22 protein-coding genes are annotated in these 20297 nt (G+C 63.2%); 16 read left to right on the top strand and 6 right to left on the bottom strand.

Features of this window, described 5'->3' with window-relative positions:
• Position 1: 1 nt before the first annotated feature.
• From E5E96_RS08360 to E5E96_RS08380, 5 genes are all read left to right on the top strand, one after another.
• Complete coding sequence (locus E5E96_RS08360; RefSeq protein WP_171281922.1) at positions 2-1498, top strand: CoA-acylating methylmalonate-semialdehyde dehydrogenase; 1497 nt, start codon at positions 2-4, stop codon at positions 1496-1498.
• Between the two features lie 84 nt (positions 1499-1582).
• Complete coding sequence (locus E5E96_RS08365) at positions 1583-2338, top strand: glutamine amidotransferase (RefSeq protein ID WP_171281923.1); 756 nt, start codon at positions 1583-1585, stop codon at positions 2336-2338.
• On the top strand, positions 2335-3450 hold the full coding sequence (gene ald, locus E5E96_RS08370) for an alanine dehydrogenase (RefSeq protein WP_017410574.1): 1116 nt from the start codon (positions 2335-2337) through the stop codon (positions 3448-3450). Before E5E96_RS08365 ends, ald begins: the two co-directional genes overlap by 4 nt.
• A gap of 119 nt (positions 3451-3569) precedes the next feature.
• Positions 3570-4409 (top strand): PfkB family carbohydrate kinase, encoded by an 840-nt coding sequence (locus tag E5E96_RS08375; protein WP_171281924.1) that lies wholly within the window; start codon positions 3570-3572, stop codon positions 4407-4409.
• 299 nt (positions 4410-4708) lie between these two features.
• Positions 4709-5161 (top strand): Rrf2 family transcriptional regulator, encoded by a 453-nt coding sequence (locus E5E96_RS08380; protein WP_011704258.1) that lies wholly within the window; start codon positions 4709-4711, stop codon positions 5159-5161.
• Positions 5162-5219: 58 nt separating this feature from the next.
• Here the strand turns inward: E5E96_RS08380 and E5E96_RS08385 are convergent, their stop codons facing one another.
• On the bottom strand, positions 5220-5732 hold the full coding sequence (locus tag E5E96_RS08385) for a ferredoxin-type protein NapF (RefSeq protein WP_011704259.1): 513 nt from the start codon (positions 5730-5732) through the stop codon (positions 5220-5222).
• Between the two features lie 138 nt (positions 5733-5870).
• On the opposite strand from E5E96_RS08385, the gene E5E96_RS08390 reads away from it, so the two are divergent.
• Both E5E96_RS08390 and rmuC read left to right on the top strand, forming a co-directional pair.
• Positions 5871-6086, top strand: a complete 216-nt coding sequence (locus E5E96_RS08390; RefSeq protein ID WP_016349071.1) for a hypothetical protein — start codon at positions 5871-5873, stop codon at positions 6084-6086.
• Positions 6083-7423, top strand: coding sequence for a DNA recombination protein RmuC (gene rmuC / locus E5E96_RS08395; protein WP_050490333.1), 1341 nt, complete (start codon positions 6083-6085; stop codon positions 7421-7423). Before E5E96_RS08390 ends, rmuC begins: the two co-directional genes overlap by 4 nt.
• Positions 7424-7527: 104 nt before the next feature.
• Here rmuC and E5E96_RS08400 read toward each other — a convergent pair whose 3' ends face one another.
• The 5 genes from E5E96_RS08400 to def all read right to left on the bottom strand — a co-directional run bounded on the left by E5E96_RS08400 (position 7528) and on the right by def (position 13409).
• The gene (locus E5E96_RS08400) at positions 7528-8970 is read right to left on the bottom strand and encodes a TrkH family potassium uptake protein (RefSeq protein WP_024944658.1); all 1443 of its coding nucleotides are present in this window, start codon (positions 8968-8970) and stop codon (positions 7528-7530) included.
• 96 nt (positions 8971-9066) lie between these two features.
• Entirely contained in the window at positions 9067-10443 is a 1377-nt protein-coding gene (gene trkA / locus E5E96_RS08405; protein ID WP_011704263.1) for a Trk system potassium transporter TrkA, read from the bottom strand.
• A 147-nt stretch (positions 10444-10590) separates the two neighbouring features.
• Positions 10591-11883 carry a 16S rRNA (cytosine(967)-C(5))-methyltransferase RsmB gene (rsmB, locus tag E5E96_RS08410; RefSeq protein ID WP_017410576.1) on the bottom strand — a complete coding sequence of 431 codons (1293 nt, stop codon included), beginning with the start codon at positions 11881-11883 and terminating at the stop codon, positions 10591-10593.
• 56 nt (positions 11884-11939) lie between these two features.
• On the bottom strand, positions 11940-12884 hold the full coding sequence (gene fmt / locus E5E96_RS08415; RefSeq protein ID WP_171281925.1) for a methionyl-tRNA formyltransferase: 945 nt from the start codon (positions 12882-12884) through the stop codon (positions 11940-11942).
• Between the two features lie 12 nt (positions 12885-12896).
• A complete protein-coding gene (gene def, locus E5E96_RS08420) occupies positions 12897-13409 on the bottom strand; it encodes a peptide deformylase (RefSeq protein ID WP_011704266.1) in 513 nt (170 codons plus the stop codon).
• A gap of 108 nt (positions 13410-13517) precedes the next feature.
• On the opposite strand from def, the gene E5E96_RS08425 reads away from it, so the two are divergent.
• From E5E96_RS08425 to E5E96_RS08465, 9 genes are all read left to right on the top strand, one after another.
• Complete coding sequence (locus E5E96_RS08425; RefSeq protein WP_103828399.1) at positions 13518-14606, top strand: LysM peptidoglycan-binding domain-containing protein; 1089 nt, start codon at positions 13518-13520, stop codon at positions 14604-14606.
• Position 14607: 1 nt separating this feature from the next.
• Positions 14608-15723, top strand: coding sequence for a DNA-processing protein DprA (gene dprA, locus E5E96_RS08430; protein ID WP_171281926.1), 1116 nt, complete (start codon positions 14608-14610; stop codon positions 15721-15723).
• Positions 15716-16189: a DUF494 family protein gene (locus E5E96_RS08435; protein WP_011704269.1), complete on the top strand. Its 474-nt coding sequence runs from the start codon at positions 15716-15718 to the stop codon at positions 16187-16189. The genes dprA and E5E96_RS08435 overlap by 8 nt, the downstream gene beginning before the upstream one ends.
• Positions 16190-16244: 55 nt before the next feature.
• Positions 16245-16802 (top strand): type I DNA topoisomerase, encoded by a 558-nt coding sequence (locus tag E5E96_RS08440; RefSeq protein WP_017410581.1) that lies wholly within the window; start codon positions 16245-16247, stop codon positions 16800-16802.
• Between the two features lie 74 nt (positions 16803-16876).
• Positions 16877-17380, top strand: coding sequence for a 5-(carboxyamino)imidazole ribonucleotide mutase (gene purE, locus E5E96_RS08445; RefSeq protein WP_011704271.1), 504 nt, complete (start codon positions 16877-16879; stop codon positions 17378-17380).
• A 134-nt stretch (positions 17381-17514) separates the two neighbouring features.
• Complete coding sequence (locus tag E5E96_RS08450; protein ID WP_011704272.1) at positions 17515-18075, top strand: Sua5/YciO/YrdC/YwlC family protein; 561 nt, start codon at positions 17515-17517, stop codon at positions 18073-18075.
• Positions 18076-18169: 94 nt separating this feature from the next.
• Complete coding sequence (hemF, locus tag E5E96_RS08455; RefSeq protein WP_171281927.1) at positions 18170-19078, top strand: oxygen-dependent coproporphyrinogen oxidase; 909 nt, start codon at positions 18170-18172, stop codon at positions 19076-19078.
• A gap of 103 nt (positions 19079-19181) precedes the next feature.
• Positions 19182-20003 (top strand): shikimate dehydrogenase, encoded by an 822-nt coding sequence (aroE, locus tag E5E96_RS08460; RefSeq protein WP_171281928.1) that lies wholly within the window; start codon positions 19182-19184, stop codon positions 20001-20003.
• A complete protein-coding gene (locus E5E96_RS08465; protein WP_017410585.1) occupies positions 20000-20260 on the top strand; it encodes a DUF1488 domain-containing protein in 261 nt (86 codons plus the stop codon). The genes aroE and E5E96_RS08465 overlap by 4 nt, the downstream gene beginning before the upstream one ends.
• The last annotated feature ends 37 nt before the right edge of the window (positions 20261-20297 follow it).

The following is a 20297-nucleotide window of genomic DNA, read 5'->3' on the forward strand; positions in this document are numbered from 1 at the left end:
TATGACATACAGGGTCAGCAACTTCATCGACGGCGAGACGACCGAGAGCCGCAGCGAGCGCTTCGGGGCCATCTTCAACCCGGCCACCGGCCAGCAGCAGGGCCAGGTGGTGCTCAGCACCGCCGCCGAGTGCCAGGGTGCCATCGCCAGCGCCGAGCGCGCCCTGGCCGACTGGGCGCAGACCCCGCCGCTGGTACGGGCCCGGGTGCTGTTTCGCTTCAAGGAGCTGATGGAGCAGCACAGAGATGATCTGGCGAGGCTGATCAGTCGCGAGCACGGCAAGGTGTTCTCCGACGCTCAGGGCGAGCTGACCCGCGGTCTCGAGGTGGTGGAGTTTGCCTGCGGCATTCCCCATCTGCTCAAGGGGGAGCACTCCCTCAACGTGGGCCGCGGGGTCGACAGCCACTCCATGATGCAGCCGGTGGGGGTTTGCGCCGGCATCACTCCGTTCAACTTCCCGGCCATGGTGCCGCTGTGGATGTTCCCGGTGGCCATCGCCTGCGGCAACACCTTCATTCTCAAGCCGTCCGAGAAGGATCCCTCCCTCTCCCTGCGCATGGCCGAGCTGCTCAAGCAGGCGGGTCTGCCGGACGGGGTGCTCAACGTGGTCAACGGCGACAAGGAGGTGGTGGACGTGCTGCTGACCGACCCGCGGGTCGGTGCCGTGTCGTTCGTCGGCTCCACTCCCATCGCCCAGTACATCTATGCCACCGCCTCGGCCCACGGCAAGCGGGTGCAGGCGCTGGGCGGTGCCAAGAACCACATGCTGGTGATGCCGGATGCGGATCTCGAGCTGGCGGTCTCCGCCCTGATGGGGGCGGCCTATGGTGCGGCCGGCGAGCGCTGCATGGCCATTTCGGTGGCCGTGGTGGTGGGGGATGAGACGGCTGATGCGCTGGTGGCCAGGCTGTCGCCGCTGGTGGCGGCGCTGCGGGTGGGCCCGGGGCTGGGCCAGAGCCCGGAGAACGAGATGGGGCCGCTCATCAGCCGCGAGCACCTGGCCAAGGTGCGCGGCTATGTGGATCAGGGGGTGGCCGAGGGGGCCGAGCTGGTGGTGGACGGTCGGGGCCTGAGCCACGGCGAGGGTTACTTCATCGGCGGCAGCCTGTTCGACCGGGTCGGCCCCGAGATGCGCATCTACCGGGAGGAGATCTTCGGCCCGGTGCTGGCCATCGTGCGGGCGCCGGACTACGAGACGGCGCTCAAGCTCATCAACGAACACGAGTACGGCAACGGCACCGCCATCTTCACCTGTGACGGCGATACCGCGCGGGACTTCACCGCCCGCGTACAGGTCGGTATGGTAGGGGTGAACGTTCCCATCCCGGTGCCCATGGCGTTTCACAGCTTTGGTGGCTGGAAGCGGTCCATCTTCGGGCCGCTCAACATGCACGGGCCGGATGGGGTGCGCTTCTATACCCGGATGAAGACGGTGACTGCCCGCTGGCCCCAGAGCCTGCGGGCGGGCGCGGAGTTCTCCATGCCGACCATGAAGTAATCAACCATGCAGCAGCTAGCCCGGACATGGCCCGGTGGCAGGAATCCACCTTCGTTCGCCGCTATCACTGTGAAGGAGTAACAGATGCGACTGGGAATTCTCGATTGTGACCGGCTGGACCCCGACTTGGTGGGGGATTTCGGCCCCGTTTACTCCGAGATGTTTATCAAGGGCTTCCGGGCACTGGCCCCCGGGCTGGAGTTTCGGGTCTGGTCGGCGCTCGATGGCGAGCTGCCGGCCGATCTGCACGAGTGCGATGCCTGGCTCATCACCGGCTCGCGCCACGATGCCTACAGCGACATCCCCTGGATCCGGGCGCTGCGCGACTGGATCCGGCGCGCCCACGATGCCGACGTCAAGCTGGCCGGGGTCTGCTTCGGCCACCAGGTGATCGCCCAGGCGCTGGGGGGCGAGGTGATGAAGTCCACCAAGGGTTGGGGGCTGGGGGTGTCGGTTCATCCCATGCTGGCGCGGCAACCCTGGATGGAGCCGGGGCTCGAGACCATCCGGATCCTGGCCAGCCACCAGGATCAGGTCGAGCAGCTGCCGCCGGGCGCGATCCGGCTGGCGGGCAATGATTTTTGTCCCAATTTCATGTTTTTGCAGGGTGACCACATAGTGGCCATCCAGGGACATCCGGAATTCTCGGTGGCGTACAACCGGGCGCTGATCGAGCGGCGGCGTGATCTGCTGCCGGACGATCGTTACCAGCGCAGCCTCTCCTCGCTGGAGGGAGAGGTGGATTCGGCCACCATGATGCAGTGGTTGTTGCAATTTTTGGGCATCCTGCCCGGCACCGACACGGCCGCCGGCGGGATCACAGCAGGAGAGCGAGCATGATTATTGGCGTACCCAAGGAAATCAAAAACCATGAATATCGGGTCGGCATGACTCCCGCCGGAGTGCAGGAGCTGACGGCCCGGGGACACAAGGTGCTGGTGCAGCAGCAGGGAGGCGAGGCGATCGGGTTGTCCGACGCCGAGTACCAGGCAGCCGGTGCCGAACTGGTGGCCAGCGCGGCGGAGATCTTCGCCCGGGCCGAGATGATAGTGAAGGTGAAGGAGCCCCAGCCGGAGGAGTGCGAACTGCTCAGGCCGGGTCAGCTGCTGTTCACCTACCTGCACCTGGCGCCGGACCCGGTGCAGACCCAGCTGCTGGTGCACTCGGGGGCGGTGGCCATCGCCTACGAGACGGTGACCGACGAGCGCGGCGGCCTGCCGCTGCTGGCGCCCATGTCCGAGGTGGCGGGGCGGATGGCGATCCAGGCCGGCGCCCACAGCCTGGAGAAGGCGCAGGGAGGCAACGGCACCCTGCTGGGCGGGGTGCCTGCGGTGGCGCCCGCCAAGGTGGTGGTGCTGGGCGGCGGGGTGGTCGGCGTCAACTCGGCGCGCATGGCGCTGGGACTGGGGGCCGACGTCACCATCCTGGATCGCTCCCTGCCGCGGCTGCGGGAGCTGGACAGCCTGTACGGCCCGGCCCTCAAGACCCTCTACTCCACCCGCACCAATATAGAGGCGTGCATCGCCCAGGCTGACCTGGTGATCGGTGCCGTGCTGATCCCGGGAGCGGCGGCGCCCAAGCTGCTGACCCGCGACATGCTCAAGCTGATGCGCAAGGGCTCGGTGCTGGTGGACGTGGCCATCGATCAGGGCGGCTGTTTCGAGACCTCCCACCCGACCACCCACGAGGAGCCCACCTACGTGGTGGACGGCATCATCCACTACTGCGTGGCCAACATGCCGGGCGGGGTGGCGCGCACCTCCACCTTCGCGCTGACCAACGCCACCCTGCCGTTCGTGCTGGCGCTGGCCGACAAGGGCTATGCCCGGGCGCTGCAGGACGATCGCCACCTGCGAGCCGGTCTGAACGTGTTCAAGGGCAAGATCACCCAGGCGGCGGTGGCGCAGGCGCTCGGCTACGAGTACGTCAGCGCCGAGTCGGTACTGGGCTGACGCAGCCGTCGCGCGCCCGCTCGACAAACGTCGAGCGGGCTCACAAACCCCGCGATTTCAGGGAGGGCCGCCACGGCCCTTTCTCATATACTGGGCTCCCCTGTCAGTGAGGTCTCTTCATGTCCCGCATTCTGCTGCTCGCCAATCTCAACTGTGATCACGTGCTCTCCCTCTCCGAACCCCTGATGGCCGGTGCCCGCCTGCAATACCTGGATCAGGGCCGCCGGCTTGGCGGTGGCGCCGCCAACACCGGCATCGGGCTGGTGTGGGCCGGCCACGAGGTGACCATCGCCTCGCGCATCGGGCTGGACGAAACCGGTGACTGGCTGCTGGAGCAGGCGGCGGGTTATGGCCTGGACTGCAGCCATGTTGAGCGCTTTGGCGGCGAGACCGGCGAGCTGCTGATCCTGGTGGACTCCACCGGCGAGCGCACCATCCTCAGGCGGCCACGGCGCCCGGATCTGCCGGGGGATCTGCCGAGCGAGGGGGTGGACTGCCTCTATGTGAATTATCCGGGTACCGCCATCATCGGCTACATGCGCCAGATGCTCGGCAAGAGCTTCGTGGTGGCCCAGTATCCCAAGGGCGGCCAGGCGCGTCGCCCCTGCCACGTGCTGGTGGCCTCCCGCTCCGACCTCGGCGAGGTGGACGACCCCTGGCAGCATGCCCGCCAGATCGCCGGCGAGCAGCTGGCCTGGCTGGTGTTGACCGAAGGCAAGGCGGGGGCGGTGGCCATTCACGGCGAGGAGCAGATCCGGGTGGCGGCGCGGCCGGTGTCGGTGGTGGACACCACGGGGGCGGGGGATGCCTTCGCCGGCGGCCTGATCCACGGGCTGGCACGGGGCATGGCGATCCGGGATGCGCTGCAGTGCGCGGTGGACTGGGGTGCCTTCGCGGTCGCCTCCGAGAGTTCCATCCCCTCCAGCGCCCTGAAAAACTGGCTCAGGCAGCCGCACTGAGCCGCCATGAACTGTTGCCGATGAGGTCGCCTTGTACGGGCCGAGGCGGAGGGGAAAACCGGCGAATTTAACCGCCATAACCCCCCAAAACCTTGGACTAACCCTGCAAGTTTGCGATCAATCAAAGAAAGTGTCGATTTATGTGCATCTTCATCGACACCCGCCTGAGCTGCTCTTAACCTTGTCATTCCACGACTCAGATTAAGATGCGGACCTTGCGCGGGCGCAAGCGCTTCCCCGCCTCTTAGCTTTAGGTTGTCGTCCTGATTTCTGACTTGTAGTAAGAGGCAAGTGCGACCATGCAACTGACACGATTTACCGACTATGCCCTGCGTACCCTGACTTTTCTGGCGGTCCAGCCGGGAGATCGCCTGTCGACCATCACCGAGGTGGCCGATACCTTTGCCATCTCCCGCAACCACGTGGTCAAGATAGTGCATCAGCTCGGCATCAAGGGGTACATAGAGACGGTGCGTGGCAAGCATGGCGGCATCCGCCTCGGCCGCTCCGCCGTCTCCATCAACCTGCGTGACGTGGTGATGGACATGGAGCACGTGCTCTGCCCGGTGGACTGCAAGCGCGAGAACTGCCGCCTCTCCGGTGGCTGCCGCATCCAGGGTATTCTGCGCCGCGCCATGAACGCCTTCCTCGAGGTGCTGGGGGAGTACACCCTGGCCGATGCGGTGCGCGATCCGACTCGGCTCTGCCACCTGCTCGGCATCGAACAGGATTCGATTCTGGCCATGGCATAAGCCAGGCAAGCATGACAAAGGGGCCCACGGGCCCCTTTGTCATGTCCGGGGTTTGGGCTCAGAGCTGGGGGATCAGGGTGATGGCGCCGTGCAGGCAGGCGAGACCGCAGGCGCCGCAGCCGTCGCAGGCCGCCATGTTGATGCTGACGCCGTCGGCGGTGGCCTTGATCGCCTGCTGGGGGCAGGCATCTTCACACAGCAGGCAGTAGAAGCCCTGCCGGGCCTGGCAGCTGGCCTCGATCCGCACCCGGGTCTGCACCTGACGACCCAGCTGCAGATCGAGGGCGCCGGTCGGACAGGCCCTGGCGCAGCTGCCGCAGTAGCTGCACTGGCCGCAGGCGAGATCCAGCACGGGCGTGCCGGCAATGGGGGTGTCGTCATATTCGGGCTGGTTGGCCGGTTTGAGCAGGCCGTTGGGACAGGCCTTGAAGCATTCACCGCAGCGGGAGCAGAGAGAGAGGAACTGGGACTCTTCGATGGCCCAGGGGGGACGCGCTTCGTGACAAACCACCTCCGGTTTGCGAGAGCCCCCCAATGCTTGCGTCAGCCAGCGACAGAAAAAATGAGTCATGCTCACCCCTAGTACCTATTAGGGGTTAATTTTATCCAAGTTTCCCTTCGCAAGCCAGAGAATAGCGCCGGCCAGGATCGCAAGCCGGGTTGCCCTTGTGTAAGCTAGGCGGGTCTTTTTGCAGGATTGAATGAACTCATGTGGTTATTTCTGTGGCGTGCTTCTCTGCTCTATGTCTTCCCCTTGCTGATGTGGGGCTACTGCCGCATCAAGGGGATCGAATTCGTCGAGCTCGACACCGGAGTTAACAGTCACAAGTGGGTGGTGCTGGCCGCCTATCTGCTCTACGTGCTGCTCTGGCTGCTGCTCAACCGCTATCTCGAACTCTTTCTGCGTCAACGGAGCCGCAAATGATCGAGCCCGGGCTCTGGAGCCTGCTGCTGGCTGGCGCCGTGCTGGCGGTCGGTCTCGGCTGGCTGGTGGGCCGGCGTGGTGCGGCCCAGCTGGCCCAACAGGTGCTGCTGAGCGAGGAGCGCCAGCAGGCGCTGCAGGATCGCTGTGACGAGCTGCAGGATGAAAAGCTGCAGGGCCAGCAGAAGCTGGAGCAGCAGCAGACCCTGCTCATCAAGCTCACCGCCCGTCTCAAGGATGCCGAAGCCACCCTGCGCAGCGAGCGGCTGGCCGCCGCCGAGAAGCTGCAACTGCAACAGGAGGCGGAGCAGCGCCTCAGCCAGCAGTTCGAGAACCTCGCCAACCGGATCTTCGAGCAAAACTCGGGCAACTTCCGCGAACTGAACCAGAACAGCCTGGATCTGCTGCTGACGCCGCTGAAAGAGCAGCTCGAGGGCTTTCGCCGCCAGGTGGGGGAAACCCACGCCCAGGAGACGGCCCAGCGCCACAGCCTCAAGTTCGAGCTGGAGCGCCTGGCCGAGCTCAACGCCCGCATGACCGAGGAGGCGGCGGCGCTGACCCGCGCCCTCAAGGGCGACAGCAAGCAGCAGGGCAACTGGGGCGAGGTGGTGCTGGCGCGGATCCTCAGCGAATGCGGCCTGCGCGAAGGCCACGAGTACCACACCCAGGTCAACATCGAGGTGGACAAGGGCAAGCGCTATCAGCCTGACGTCATCGTTCACCTGCCGCAGGACAAGGACATCATCATCGACGCCAAGGTGTCGCTGACCGCCTACGAGCGCTGGTACAACAGCGATGACGAGCTGGAGAAGGCGGTGGCGCTGAAAGAGCACGTCGCCTCGGTGCGCAACCACATCCGCGAGCTGGGCCGCAAGGATTACCAGCAGCTGCCCGGGGTGCGCACCCTCGATTACGTGCTGATGTTCGTGGCGGTGGAGCCCGCCTTCCTCACCGCGGTGGAGGCCGATCCCTCGCTGGTGCGATTCGGGCTCGACAACAACATCCTGCTGGTGAGCCCCACCAACCTGATGGTGGCGCTGCGCACCATAGAGAACCTGTGGCGTTACGAGCGGCAGAACCAGAATGCCCGCCAGATCGCCGAGCGGGCCGGCCGCCTCTACGAGAAGCTGCGGCTGTTCGTGGAGGAGATGCAGCAGCTGGGTGGCAGCCTGCACCGGGCACAGGAGAGCTACGACAAGGCGATGGGGCGGCTGGTCAACGGGCGCGGCAACCTGATCGCCCAGGTGGAGCGCTTTCGCGAGCTGGGGGTGGAGGTGACCAAGACCCTGCCCGAACCGCTGGTCAACCGGGCGCTGGAGCGGGAAGACCCGGCCGAGTGAGGCGGGGCCTCATGCTTCATGCAACAAGAAGGGCAGCCAGTGGCTGCCCTTCTGCATTTCTTCGTCTTGATACCCTTCGCCATTCGATCTCGCGAACTCGCTGGTTACTGCTTCCAGAAGGAGGGGAAGAAGAGCACCGCCACGGTCAGGATCTCGAGCCGTCCCAGCAGCATGCCGAACGACAGGATCCACTTGGCCGAGTCGGGCAGGGTGGCGAAGTTGGTGCTGGGGCCGATGACCGGTCCCATGCCCGGACCCACGTTGGCCACGGCGGTGATGGAGCCCGAGATGGCGGTCAGGGGATCCAGCCCGATGGCGGCGAGCAGGGCGGCGATCAGCAGGATGACGGCGAAGTAGGCCAGCACGAACGAGATCATCGAGCGGATGATGGCGTCGTTGACCGGGCGGCCGTTGTACTTCTGCGGGAAGACGCCGGAGGGGTGCATCAGCTGGCGCATCTGCTTCTTGAACAGGGCGAACGCCACCTGTACCCGGAAGATCTTGAGGCCGCCGGCGGTGGAGCCGGAGCAGGCGCCGAGGGCCAGCAGGATGATGAAGATGATGCTGGTGAGCGGGCCCCAGGTGCCGAAGTCACCGAGCCCGAAGCCGGTGGTGGTGAGCACGGAGACGATGTTGAAGCAGCTGATGCGCAGGGCATCCATGAAGCCGTAGATGTCCCTTAGCCACAGATAGAAAGTGACCACCACAGTGACCCAGACCACCAGCCAGAAGAAACCCTGGACCTGGGCATCCTTGAGCAGGCTGTTGTCGCGCCGGCTCAGGCTCTGCACGTAGAGCAGGAAGGGCAGGCCGCCGAGGAACATGAAGACGGTACCGATCCAGTGTGCCGAGTTGGAGAAGTGGGACATGGATTGATCGGAGGTGGAGTAGCCGCCGGTGCTGAGGGTGGTCATCGAGTGGTTGACCGCCTCGAACAGGGTCATGCCGCTCACCCAGTAGGCCAGGAAGCAGAGCATGGAGAGCACCAGATAGACCAGCACTATGTTGTTGGCCACCGTCTTGGCGCGCGGCGCACTCTTGTCGGACCAATCCGAGCTCTCGGTCTGGAACAGCTTCATGCCGCCCACGTTGAGGTAGGGCAGCACCGCCACCGCCATCACGATGAAGCCCACCCCGCCCAGCCACTGCAGGATGGAGCGCCACAGCAGTATGCTGTGGGCCATGCCGTCGAGCCCCGACAGCACGGTGGAGCCGGTGGTGGTGACCCCCGACATGGTCTCGAAGTAGGCGTCGGTGAAGTCGATGTGGTTGATGAAGAAGAAGGGCAGGGCGCCGAAGATGCAGGCCACCACCCAGACCGAGGTGGTGAGCAGGAACATCTCCCGCACGCCGAGGTGGAACACCGCCTTGCGGCCGTAATGCAGGCAGAGCAGGGCGGCACCGTGGGTGATCAGCACGGATTTCAAGAACTCGACGAACCCCTCGGAACCGGTCAGCAGGGCCAGCAGGGTGGGCAGCCACATGAACAGGGCCAGCTTGGAGAGCACCAGCCCGAGGGTGAAGATGATGGGACGCAGCTTGATCATGCAAGATAACCTGGTCGTTGATTGACAAAAGACCCGGACAATCCCTGGTAGAGGCTGTGCCGGGTCTGGGTTGTGCTGCCTGGGTGCATGGGCAGATTACAGGAAGAAGGGACTTGGCTGGAACAGGCGTTCCACTTCCGGGATGTACTTCTTGTCCACCAGGAACATCACCACATGGTCATCCTGCTGGATCTGGGTCCGGTCGTGGGCGATCAGCACCTCGTCACCGCGCACGATGGCGCCGATGGTGGTGCCGGGCGGCAGCTTGAGCTCGCCCACCGTCTTGCCGACCACCTTGGAGGTGTTCTCGTCCCCGTGGGCGATCGCCTCGATGGCTTCGGCCGCGCCGCGGCGCAGGCTGTAGACGTTGGCGATGTCGGCCCGGCGCACGTGGGTCAGCAGGGCCGATATGGTGGCCTGCTGGGGCGAGATGGCGATGTCGATGGAACCGCCCTGTACCAGATCCACGTAGGCGCTGCGCTGGATCAGCACCATGGTCTTCTTGGCACCCATCTTCTTGGCGAGCAGGGCCGACATGATGTTGGCCTCGTCCTCGTTGGTCACCGCGATGAAGACGTCGATCTGGTCGATGTGCTCCTCCGCCAGCAACTCCTGATCCGCCGCGTCGCCGCAGAAGACGATGGTGTTTTCCAGTACCTCGGAGAGCTGCTCCGCCCGCTTCTGGTTGCGCTCGATCAGCTTGACGCTGTAGCGCTTCTCCAGCTGGCGGGCGAGGCCGGCACCGATGTTGCCGCCGCCGACGATCATGATGCGCCGGTAGGGGCTCTCGAGCCGTTGCAGCTCCGACATCACGGCGCGGATATGGCCCGCCGCCGCCACGAAGAACACCTCGTCATCGGCCTCGATGATGGTGGTGCCCTGTGGGCGGATGGAGCGGCCCTGACGGAAGATTGCCGCCACCCGGGTCTCGATGTTGGGCATGTGATCCCGCAGGGTGGAGAGGGCGTTGCCCACCAGCGGACCGCCGTAGTAGGCCTTGACCGCCACCAGACCCACCTTGCCGCCAGCGAAGTCCACCACCTGCAGGGCGCCCGGGTACTCGATCAGCCGACGCACATAGTCGGTCACCAGCTGCTCGGGGGCGATCAGGTGATCCACCGGCACGGATTCGGGCAGGAACAGTCGATCACGCTCCACCAGATAGGCCGGCGAGCGGATCCGCGCCACCTTGTTGGGGGTGTTGAACAGGGAGTAGGCCACCTGGCAGGCGACCATGTTGGTCTCGTCGCTGTTGGTGACCGCGACCAGCATGTCGGCATCCTGGGCACCTGCTTCACGCAGCACCTTGGGATGGGCGCCATGGCCGTTCACCACCCGCAGGTCGAACTTGTCCTGCAGCTCGCGCAGCCGGTCGCTGTCGGTGTCGACTATGGTGATGTCGTTGTTCTCGCCGGCCAGGTTCTCGGCCAGGGTGCCGCCGACCTGACCGGCGCCCAGAATGATGATCTTCATAGGACGGCCTCATGAGAGTCGCCGTTGCAACGGCGGCCAGGGTGCGTGGGGACGGTCATCAACAGGATGAATCTCATAGGGAAAGCGCGCTCGATGTTGGGCAGTAATGGGTGCCGCAAGCGACACCCGTCGTGATGATGGCCCTGCTTACCGCTTGATCAGCTTGGCATAGTAGAAGCCGTCCATCTCGGCCTCGCCCGGCAGGAACTGGCGACCCGGACACTCCGGGGTGTCCTGCGCATGCAGCGGCACCAGAGTGGCGTCCGGGGTGGCCGCGAGGAAGGCGCGGATCTGGTCGCGGTTCTCTTCCGGCAGCACGGAGCAGGTGGCATACAGCAGAGTACCGCCGCTTTTCAGTTTCGACCAGAGGGCGCCGAGAATGCGGTGTTGCAGCTCGGCCAGCTCGCGGATGTCCTGATCCCGGCGCAGCCACTTGATGTCGGGGTGACGGCGGATGACGCCGGTGGCGGAGCAGGGGGCATCCAGCAGGATGCGGTCGAACTGACCCTCTGGCCACCACAGATCCGGTGTGCTGGCATCGCCGTGGATCACCTTGGCGGTGAGGCCGATGCGATCCAGGTTCTCCTGCACCCGCTTGAGGCGGTTGTCGTCGGCATCGACCGCCACCACGCCGGCCAGTGCGGGCTGGCGCTCCAGCAGGTGGGCGGTCTTGCCTCCGGGGGCGGCGCAGGCATCCAGCACCCACTCGCCCGGCTGCGGGTCGAGCAGCGCGGCAGCTTGTTGTGCTGCGCCATCCTGTACCGAGCAGTCGCCGACCTCGAAGCCGGGCAGCTTGGTCACGTCGCAGGGACGTTCCAGCAGGATGCAATCCTCACCCTCTTCACCGGCCATCGCATTGATGCCGGCCTCGGCCATGCGGGCCAGCATCTGCTCGCGGCTCTGGCGCTGGCTGTTGTTGCGGATCCACATGGGGGGGCGCTGGTTGTTGGCCTCCATGATGAATTCCCACTCATCCGGATAGGCCTGGCGCAGCCGCTTGGTGAGCCACTCCGGGTGGCCGAGACGAATGCTGGGGACACGGTCGATGCGCAGCAGAATGACTTCGGCGCTGCGCTGGAAGTTGCGCAGCACACCGTTGATGAGGCCGCGCAAGGAAGTGCCCTTGAGCAGTTTGACGGCGTTGACGGTCTCGGCCACCGCGGCGTGAGCCGGAATGCGGGTGTAGATGAGCTGATAGAGACCGACCAGGATCAGGTAGTGGAAGATGCGGCTCTTGTTCTTGAGCGGCTTGTCCATCATCTCGCCGACCGCCGCATCAAGGCGGGGCAGCCAGCGCAGGGTGCCATAGCAGAGTTCTTGCAGGAGGGCGCGATCGCGGGGCGCAACCTTCTCCTGGGCAGCAGGCAGGACGGCGGAGAGGGACTGGCCCTGATCCAGCACCTGTTGAATGACGAGAGCAGCCTGTGCGCGTGTTTTCATAGTGTTACCTTAGATGCGCAAGTCGGGGCCTGGGCCCCGCCTTGTGTCAATTCAGTTCAATTCAATTGCGTGCCGGGTTCAAACCAGTCGCGGCGAGAGTTGAGCAGGTCCGTCACAGACATGGCCTTCTTGCCGGGCGGCTGCAGGGTCAGCAGGCGCAGCACACCCTTGCCGGTGGCGATGTCGATCCCCTGTTTGTCAGCCTTGAGCAGGGTACCGGCCGCCTGGCCGTGATCCTGTGCGACGACCTCGGCCTGCCATACCTTGACGGTCTGGCCGGTGACTTCAAACCAGCTGATGGGCCAGGGGTTGAAAGCGCGGATGCAGCGCTCGATGGCGACGGCCTCCATCGACCAGTCGATGCGGGCCTCCTCCTTGGAGAGCTTCTCGGCGTAGTTGGCGAGTGCATCGTCCTGCGCTTCGGCGGCGGTGTTGCCGGCAGCCATGGCATTGACGGTGTCGACCAACGCCTGCGGGCCCAGTCCGGCCAGCTTGTCATAGAGGCTGGCAGAGGTTTCATCGGCGGCGATGGGGCAGCTCACCTTGCGGATCATGGCGCCGGTATCCAGCCCCACATCCATCTGCATGATGGTGACGCCGGTTTCGGCATCGCCCGCCCAGATGGAGCGCTGGATCGGGGCGGCACCGCGCCAGCGCGGTAGCAGTGAGCCGTGCACGTTGATGCAACCCAGCCGTGGGGTATCGAGCACGGCCTTGGGCAGGATCAGGCCGTAGGCCACCACCACCATCAGGTCGGCGCCAAGGGCGGCCAGCTCGGCCTGGGCCTCTTCCTTGCGCAGGGAGGCGGGTTGATAGACCGGCAGATTGTGGGCCAGCGCCAGCTCCTTGACCGGGCTGGCGGTGAGCTTCTGGCCGCGGCCGGCAGGCTTGTCGGGCTGGGTATAAACGGCGACGACCTCGTGGTCGGAAGACAACAACGCCGCCAGGTGACGGGCGGCGAAGTCGGGAGTACCGGCAAAAATCAGTTTCAGCTTATTCAATGGGGCAGATCCTCAGAGGACTTTGCGATCTTCACGGGCCATCTTTTCCAGCTTCTGGCGAATGCGCTGGCGCTTGAGCGGGGACAGGTAATCCACAAACAGCTTGCCGACCAGATGGTCCATCTCATGCTGGATGCAGATGGCGAGCAGATCGTCTGCTTCCAGCTCGAATGCCTTGCCGTGGCGATCCAGGGCGCGCACCTTGACCCACTCGGCGCGGGGCACCAGGGCACGGCTGCCGGGCACGGAGAGGCACCCTTCCTCGATGCCGGTGCTGCCGGCCTGTTCGATGATCTCGGGGTTGATCAATACCAGAGGATCTTCACGGTTTTCAGAGACATCGATCACTATGATGCGCTGATGAATGTCGACCTGAGTGGCGGCGAGGCCGATGCCTTCCTCCGCGTACATGGTTTCGAACATATCATCTACAATGTGTTGTAACTCGGGTGTAAAGGTCTCGACAGGGGCTGCGACGGTACGCAGACGTTCATCGGGGAAACGCAATACATCTAGAATGGCCATAGTTTTTTCTTTAGTTTCGTATAAATGCAGTCAATATTGGCGTAATTCTAGTCATTTACGCCGACAAAAAACAGCAACACTTTGCGCGCAGAAGTAACAGGGAGTGTTATGTATCTGAAGCAAACCATCCTCGCCTGTCTGTTGGCCACCCTGAGCCAGGGCGTGCTGGCAGACCAGCTGAAACTGAAAGCGGGTTATCCCGAGACCTATGTGGTGCAAAAAGGCGATACCCTCTGGGATATTTCCGGCCAGTATCTGGCAGAGCCCTGGCTATGGCCAAGGCTCTGGAACATCAACCCGCAGATCGCCAATCCACACTGGATCTACCCGGGCGACGTGCTGCACCTGAGTTGGGTCAACGGCGAGCCGCGGCTTGGCAAGGCGATGCAGGGCGGCAAGCAGGTTGTTCGTCTCTCTCCCAAGAGTCGTTACGAGAACAAGGCCAACCCCATTCCAACCCTGCCGCTCAGCGAGATCGGCCCTTTCCTGCAAACCGACCATATTCTGGCTGACAGCCAGCAGGCAAAGCAGCTGCCTTATGTGTTGGGCAATGATGAGGCACACATTGGCATGCTGGAGGGGGATACCCTCTACGTACAGGGCTCGCTGATCCCGGGTCAGGACTATGGCATCTATCATCCGGGGACCATCTACAAAGACAAGAAGAGTGGTGAGCAGCTGGGGCAAGAGGCGGTCTTCGTTGGCACGGCCAGGGCGGAAGCCCTGCTGCCGGACGGCCGCACCCGGGTTACCCTCAGCCACAACCAGCGCGAGGTGTATCAGGGCGACAAGCTGATGCCGTTCCCGCCGCAGGAGAGCCTCTCCGCCGTGTTCACTCCCAAGGCTGCCCCCGTCATCTCGCCCGGCTATATCGTCGATTTGCCGAGCAAGGCCCGCGGTGGCGGCAAGTTCGACGTCGTGCTCATCAACAAGGGCATGCGTGATCAGGTTGCCCCCGGTGATGTGCTGGAGATACTGCGGCCCGGCGCCCGGCTGGTGAGCAAGAATGGCAAGGTCGCCTATCGGGAGTACTCCTCGGTCTATGACAAGGCGTTCTATTCGACCGGCAAGCCACCCCTGCCGTCGGAGGCCGTGGCCCGGGTCATGTTGTTCAAGGTGTACGACAAGCTGAGTTATGGCCTGATCCTGCAGAGTCAGGACATGGTCAGCACCGGTTATCAGGTCAGCAACTTCTGACGTGCCTCTTCCATCCGGGCGACTCGCGCTGTGGTTGACGCTGGATGCCGTCACCGGCATTGGTCCGGTCACCGCCGCTCGCCTGCTGGCCCATTTTGGCGGTGACATCGTCACCCTGTTCGACGCCGACGACGGCACCTTGCGAGCTCTTGGTCTGCAGAGCACTCAAATCCAGCAGATGAGGTGGCCCCAGCCGGTTGTCGAGCAGGCACTGAGCTGGGCCGCCGAGCCCGGCAATCATCTCCTGTGTCCGGATGACCCCGCCTACCCCGCTTTGCTCAAAGAGATCCCCGCCGCCCCGCTGCTGCTCTACTGCCGTGGCAACCTGGCTGCTCTGTCTGTTCCTCAGCTGGCGATGGTCGGCACACGCCATCCCACCTATGCCGGCAAGGACAATGCTGCCCGCCTCTGCAGTGAGCTGGTCGCCTGCGGGCTGGCCATCACCTCCGGACTGGCGCTTGGCATCGATGGGGTGTGTCATCAGCAGGCGCTGGCGGCAGGGGGGACTACGCTGGCCGTGCTGGGCTCAGGGCTCGACTGCCTCTACCCGAAGCGTCATCAGGGGTTGGCTATGGAAATCCTGGCGCGGGGCGGCTTGCTTATCTCCGAGCTGGCGCCCGACAAGGGACCGCTGGCCGAACACTTTCCACGGCGCAATCGCATCATCAGTGGCTTGTCGCTGGGTACTCTGGTGGTAGAGGCGGCCGAGCAGAGTGGTTCGCTCATCACGGCCCGTTATGCATTGGAACAGGGGCGAGAGGTCTTTGCCGTCCCAGGTGCCCCGCAAAACGCGCAGGCACTGGGTTGCAACAAATTAATCCAGCAGGGGGCCAAACTTGTATTGAGCGCGGCCGATATAGTGGAAGAGCTGCCCGGATTTGTCGGTCTGCTGCAGCAAGTGGCTGACTTGTCTGAGCATTCGAATAATAGCGAATTGCCTTATGCCGATTTGTTGGATAACGTAGATTATGAGACCACGAGCGTGGATACCGTTGCCGAACGGTCCCAGCTTCCTGTCGAAGTGGTATTGGGCAGGTTGGTAGAGCTGGAGCTGGCCGGTGCAGTGATAGCGGTAGCCGGTGGATACGTCAGAGCGAGGAGGGCGAATCATGTTTGATGTATTGATGTACCTTTTCGAGACCTACATCCACAGCGATGCAGATGTGATGGTCGAGCAGAATGAACTCACCGACGAACTGAGCCGGGCAGGTTTCGACAAAGACGAGATCGAGAAGGCGCTCAACTGGCTGGAGCGGCTGGCCAACCTGCATGACAGCGAGCGGGAGGTCTACGTGGCCGCCAGCGCTCAAGGCTCCATGCGTATCTATGCTCCACAAGAACTGGCACGCCTCAGTACCGAGTGCCGCGGTTTCCTGCTGTTTCTGGAACAAGCCCAGGTACTCAATGCCGAAACCCGCGAAATCTGCATCGAGCGCCTGCTCGAGCTTGATAAACCGGATATCGAGCTGGACGATCTGAAGTGGGTCGTCATGATGGTGCTGTTCAACGTACCGGGCAGTGAAAATGCCTACCAGCAGATGGAAGAGCTGGTGTTTGACGAGTCAGACGGCGTCATCCACTGACAGCCCGGTGCCGCGCTGGTAGAATTCAGGTCATCTGGATTTCAAGGCGCGGCCCATGTCAAAAATCGATCATCACCTCTTTTCAGCCCACGAACATGCCTTCGAGCGCGAACCGTGCCCGCAGTGTGGGGCCGAGCTGGTGATCCGCCAGGGCAAGCATGGTCCCTTCCTCGGTTGTTCTGCCTATCCTGCCTGTGATTACATCCGCTCCCTGACCCCGTCTGGTCGTGACATCGAGAAGGTACTCGAAGGCTCGGCCTGCCCGGACTGCGGCCAACCGCTGGCGATCAAGAAGGGGCGTTATGGCCTGTTTGTCGGCTGCACCCAGTACCCGGCCTGCCAGCACATCGAATCCCTGCAGGAGAGCGACGATACCCAGATCCTCTGCCCGGAGTGTGGCAAGGGGCACCTCATCAGCCGAACCTCCCGCTATGGCAAGCAGTTCTACTCTTGTGACGGCTACCCCCATTGCAAATATGTGGTGAATGACAAGCCGGTCCCCATGCCTTGCCCGCAATGTGGCTGGGGTATCATGGTCGAGAAAAAGGTGAGGGGAGCACTGCGCTGGATCTGTCCGCAAAAGAAATGCGGCCACCAGAGCGAGCAGGTATAATCCGGCCGCCACAAGCGAATTGAAACGTTTTCGGCGAACTTCAACCCCCCACTTGGAGTAAGGAAATTCCCACCATGAATAAACCCTTTGTTGCCGTATTGATGGGCTCTGATTCTGATTTTCCGGTGATGCAGACCACCCTCGAGGTGCTCAAGTCATTCGATATCGCGGTAGAAGTGAAAGTGACCTCCGCACACCGTACACCGGCTGCGACTCATCAGTATGTGACCGACGCCGAAGCCCGTGGCTGCAAGGTCTTTATCTGTGCCGCCGGTCTCGCCGCTCACCTGGCAGGCGCCGTGGCGGGTATCACGACTCGTCCCGTGATCGGTGTGCCCATCGATGGCGGCCCGCTCAAGGGGCTGGATGCGCTGCTTTCCACCGTGCAGATGCCGGGCGGGGTGCCGGTGGCGACCGTGGCGATCGGCAAGGCCGGCGCCAAGAATGCAGGCTATCTGGCAGCTCAGATGCTGGCAGTGGCGGATGATGAACTGGCGGCCAAGGTGCAGGCAGAACGCCAGAAAAATGCCGACGAGGTACTGGCCAAGGACGCCGCCTTGCAGGCCCTGCTCAAGTAAGCTCCGAGACGGCAACCAGCACCCCGTTCGCCATCAGCCCCTCGCTGGTCGATGAGGGAGGGGGGCCAGGGTCGCCGTTTCGTAGGCTCAATGTTAATCAATGATGAGGCGACAGCCCGGCTGTCGCATTTTTTATGCCCAATGAATTTGAACTTGCAGTTGCCGCCCTCCAGCGCGATGGGGTGATTGCCTATGCGACCGAGGCGGTATTTGGCCTGGGTTGTGATCCTGACTCCGAGTCGGCGGTACACCGTCTGCTGGCGATCAAGCAACGCCCGGTGGAGAAGGGGCTGATCCTGATCGCCGCCGATCTGGCTCAGTTGCAGGATTACATCGATCTGGATCAGCTCACCAGCGAGCAACTGGCCCGGGTGGAAGCGAGCTGGCCTGGCCCCTTCACCTGGATCATGCCGGCGCGCAGCAATACCCCGGCCTGGCTGACCGGTCAGTTCACTACCTTGGCTGTGCGTGTGACGGCCCATCCGCAGGTACAGGCCTTGTGCCGCGCGTTTGGCAAGCCGCTGGTCTCTACCAGTGCCAACCTGACGGGTGAGGAGCCTGCCCGCCGGGTGGCGGACATCGGCGAATTGCTGGCGAGTCAGCTGGCCTATATCCTGCCCGGCGAAGTGGGGGGGCAGGCCAATCCGTCCGAGATCAAGGATGCCAGAACCGGCGCCATCATCCGCCCCTCTTGAACCGCTCGGAGAGCGGCAATGCGGATCGGCTTAGCCCATCCGGCGACATCACAATAATAGGGTCAGGCGACGATCCTGGCTGACTGGAGACAAGATGAGCAAACCGGATGTGGCCCAGATCAAGGCCTTCCTGCTGCAGTTGCAGGACGAGATCTGCCGTGGTCTGGAACTGGCCGACGGCACCGGACACTTTGTGGAAGATGCCTGGCTTCGTGAAGGAGGTGGCGGTGGCCGCACTCGCGTGCTGCGTCACGGTGCGGTGATCGAGCAGGGAGGGGTCAACTTCTCCCACGTTCATGGCGATGCCATGCCTGCCTCGGCAACGGCCCATCGGCCGGAACTGGCGGGCCGCCGGTTTGAGGCAATGGGGGTGTCGCTGGTGATCCACCCACACAATCCGTATGTGCCGACCAGCCACGCCAATGTGCGCTTCTTCATCGCCGAGAAAGAGGGGGAGGAGCCGATCTGGTGGTTTGGTGGCGGCTTCGATCTCACCCCGTTTTATCCGTTCGAAGAGGACGTGCGGCATTGGCATCAGATCTCCCGCGATCTTTGTCAGCCGTTCGGTTCCGACATTTATCCCGAGTTCAAATCCTGGTGTGATCGCTACTTCTTCCTCAAGCACCGGGACGAGACACGCGGTGTCGGCGGCCTCTTCTTCGACGATCTGAATCGCTGGCCGTTTGCCGACTGTTTCGCCTTTATGCAGGCGGTTGGCAAGGGCTATCTCGATGCCTACCTGCCGATTGTCGAGCGCCGCAAGGCGCTGGCTTATGGCGAACGGGAGCGGGAATTCCAGCTCTATCGTCGTGGCCGCTATGTGGAGTTCAATCTGGTGTATGACCGTGGCACCCTGTTCGGTTTGCAGACTGGCGGGCGTACCGAGTCGATCCTGATGTCGATGCCGCCGCTGGCGCGCTGGGAATATGACTGGCAGCCGCCAGCGGGCAGCCCGGAGGCATTGCTCTACAGCGACTACCTCAAACCGCGCGAGTGGTTGTGACCGGAGGGGCCATGATGGCCCCTTCTTATTGGCCGATATTCGGCTTGTTCCTGAGTGCGAAAACCCGTTAAATCGGGAGATTGCCCTCTGAAGGAACTCTTTGATGGATCGTTATCTGGTTTTTGGCCACCCGGTGCGCCACAGCAAATCTCCCTTTATTCATACCCTGTTTGCCAGACAAACCCAGCAGGAGCTGGAATATGGTCTGGCCGAGCCTGCCGTCGAAGAGTTCGCCACCAGCCTGAGAGCCTTCTTTGCCCAAGGTGGCAAGGGATGCAATGTCACCGTCCCCTTCAAGGAGCAGGCATTTGCCCTAGTCGATCGACTGAGCCCTCGGGCCCGGCGGGCGGGGGCAGTCAACACCATCAAGCTGACCGATGATGGCGTACTGCTGGGTGACAACACCGATGGTGCCGGGTTGGTGGCCGATCTCAAGGCGCATGGTGTAGCACTGGCCGGCAGCAGGATCCTGCTGCTGGGTGCGGGTGGCGCGGCGCGCGGTGCGCTGGCACCGCTGCTGGCCGAGCAACCCGAGGTATTGGTTATCGCCAACCGTACACACGCCAGGGCGGAGCAGCTGGCTGCCGAGTTTCGTGATCTGGGGGCGGTCAGTGCCCAGACCTATGAACAGCTGAGCGGCCATTTCGATCTGATCATCAACTCCACCTCCGCCAGCCTGCAGGGGGAGCTGCCGCCGCTCCCTCCGGCGCTGATCCATGTCGATATCGCCATCTACGACATGATGTATGGCGCGACCGATACCCCCTTTATCGCCTGGGCCAAGGGGAAAGGGGCTCGCCAGACTGTAGACGGCCTCGGCATGTTGGTGGAACAGGCAGCAGAGGCCTTTACCGTGTGGCGCGGAATCCGGCCAGGGACTAAACAGGTATTGAGAGAACTGCAACGAAATCTGGGGACCTTATGAACCAAGGCATCTTGTTTCCCGAGCTGGCCGACTGGCAAGCGCATGAACAGCGGATCCACTTTCCTGCCCAGCAGATGGGGGCGCTGGTGGATTGCTACATCAGTCGCCGGCGTCTGGAGAAAATGACCGGGCTCTCCCTCGCGAGAGAGGAAGACATCCTGCGAGCCTTCGAAAGCGTGCGTTTTGACATCGAGGAAATTGCTGAAAAACTCATTGAGGAACAAGACTTTGCAGAAGATGGTGCCATCTATCTCTGATTTTTTTCAAGTTTTTTCTCAAAGCGACGGAACTTGC

The sequence above is a fragment of the Aeromonas sp. 1805 genome (assembly GCF_013085525.1).
Taxonomy (GTDB): Bacteria; Pseudomonadota; Gammaproteobacteria; order Enterobacterales; family Aeromonadaceae; genus Aeromonas; species Aeromonas hydrophila.

Coding starts and splice junctions, on each gene's coding strand:
- E5E96_RS08360 (WP_171281922.1), top strand. CDS start 2: ATGACATACAGGGTCAGCAACTTCATCGACGGCGAGACGACCGAGAGC.
- E5E96_RS08365 (WP_171281923.1), top strand. CDS start 1,583: ATGCGACTGGGAATTCTCGATTGTGACCGGCTGGACCCCGACTTGGTG.
- ald (WP_017410574.1), top strand. CDS start 2,335: ATGATTATTGGCGTACCCAAGGAAATCAAAAACCATGAATATCGGGTC.
- E5E96_RS08375 (WP_171281924.1), top strand. CDS start 3,570: ATGTCCCGCATTCTGCTGCTCGCCAATCTCAACTGTGATCACGTGCTC.
- E5E96_RS08380 (WP_011704258.1), top strand. CDS start 4,709: ATGCAACTGACACGATTTACCGACTATGCCCTGCGTACCCTGACTTTT.
- E5E96_RS08385 (WP_011704259.1), bottom strand. CDS start 5,732: ATGACTCATTTTTTCTGTCGCTGGCTGACGCAAGCATTGGGGGGCTCT.
- E5E96_RS08390 (WP_016349071.1), top strand. CDS start 5,871: ATGTGGTTATTTCTGTGGCGTGCTTCTCTGCTCTATGTCTTCCCCTTG.
- rmuC (WP_050490333.1), top strand. CDS start 6,083: ATGATCGAGCCCGGGCTCTGGAGCCTGCTGCTGGCTGGCGCCGTGCTG.
- E5E96_RS08400 (WP_024944658.1), bottom strand. CDS start 8,970: ATGATCAAGCTGCGTCCCATCATCTTCACCCTCGGGCTGGTGCTCTCC.
- trkA (WP_011704263.1), bottom strand. CDS start 10,443: ATGAAGATCATCATTCTGGGCGCCGGTCAGGTCGGCGGCACCCTGGCC.
- rsmB (WP_017410576.1), bottom strand. CDS start 11,883: ATGAAAACACGCGCACAGGCTGCTCTCGTCATTCAACAGGTGCTGGAT.
- def (WP_011704266.1), bottom strand. CDS start 13,409: ATGGCCATTCTAGATGTATTGCGTTTCCCCGATGAACGTCTGCGTACC.
- E5E96_RS08425 (WP_103828399.1), top strand. CDS start 13,518: ATGTATCTGAAGCAAACCATCCTCGCCTGTCTGTTGGCCACCCTGAGC.
- E5E96_RS08435 (WP_011704269.1), top strand. CDS start 15,716: ATGTTTGATGTATTGATGTACCTTTTCGAGACCTACATCCACAGCGAT.
- E5E96_RS08440 (WP_017410581.1), top strand. CDS start 16,245: ATGTCAAAAATCGATCATCACCTCTTTTCAGCCCACGAACATGCCTTC.
- purE (WP_011704271.1), top strand. CDS start 16,877: ATGAATAAACCCTTTGTTGCCGTATTGATGGGCTCTGATTCTGATTTT.
- E5E96_RS08450 (WP_011704272.1), top strand. CDS start 17,515: ATGCCCAATGAATTTGAACTTGCAGTTGCCGCCCTCCAGCGCGATGGG.
- hemF (WP_171281927.1), top strand. CDS start 18,170: ATGAGCAAACCGGATGTGGCCCAGATCAAGGCCTTCCTGCTGCAGTTG.
- aroE (WP_171281928.1), top strand. CDS start 19,182: ATGGATCGTTATCTGGTTTTTGGCCACCCGGTGCGCCACAGCAAATCT.
- E5E96_RS08465 (WP_017410585.1), top strand. CDS start 20,000: ATGAACCAAGGCATCTTGTTTCCCGAGCTGGCCGACTGGCAAGCGCAT.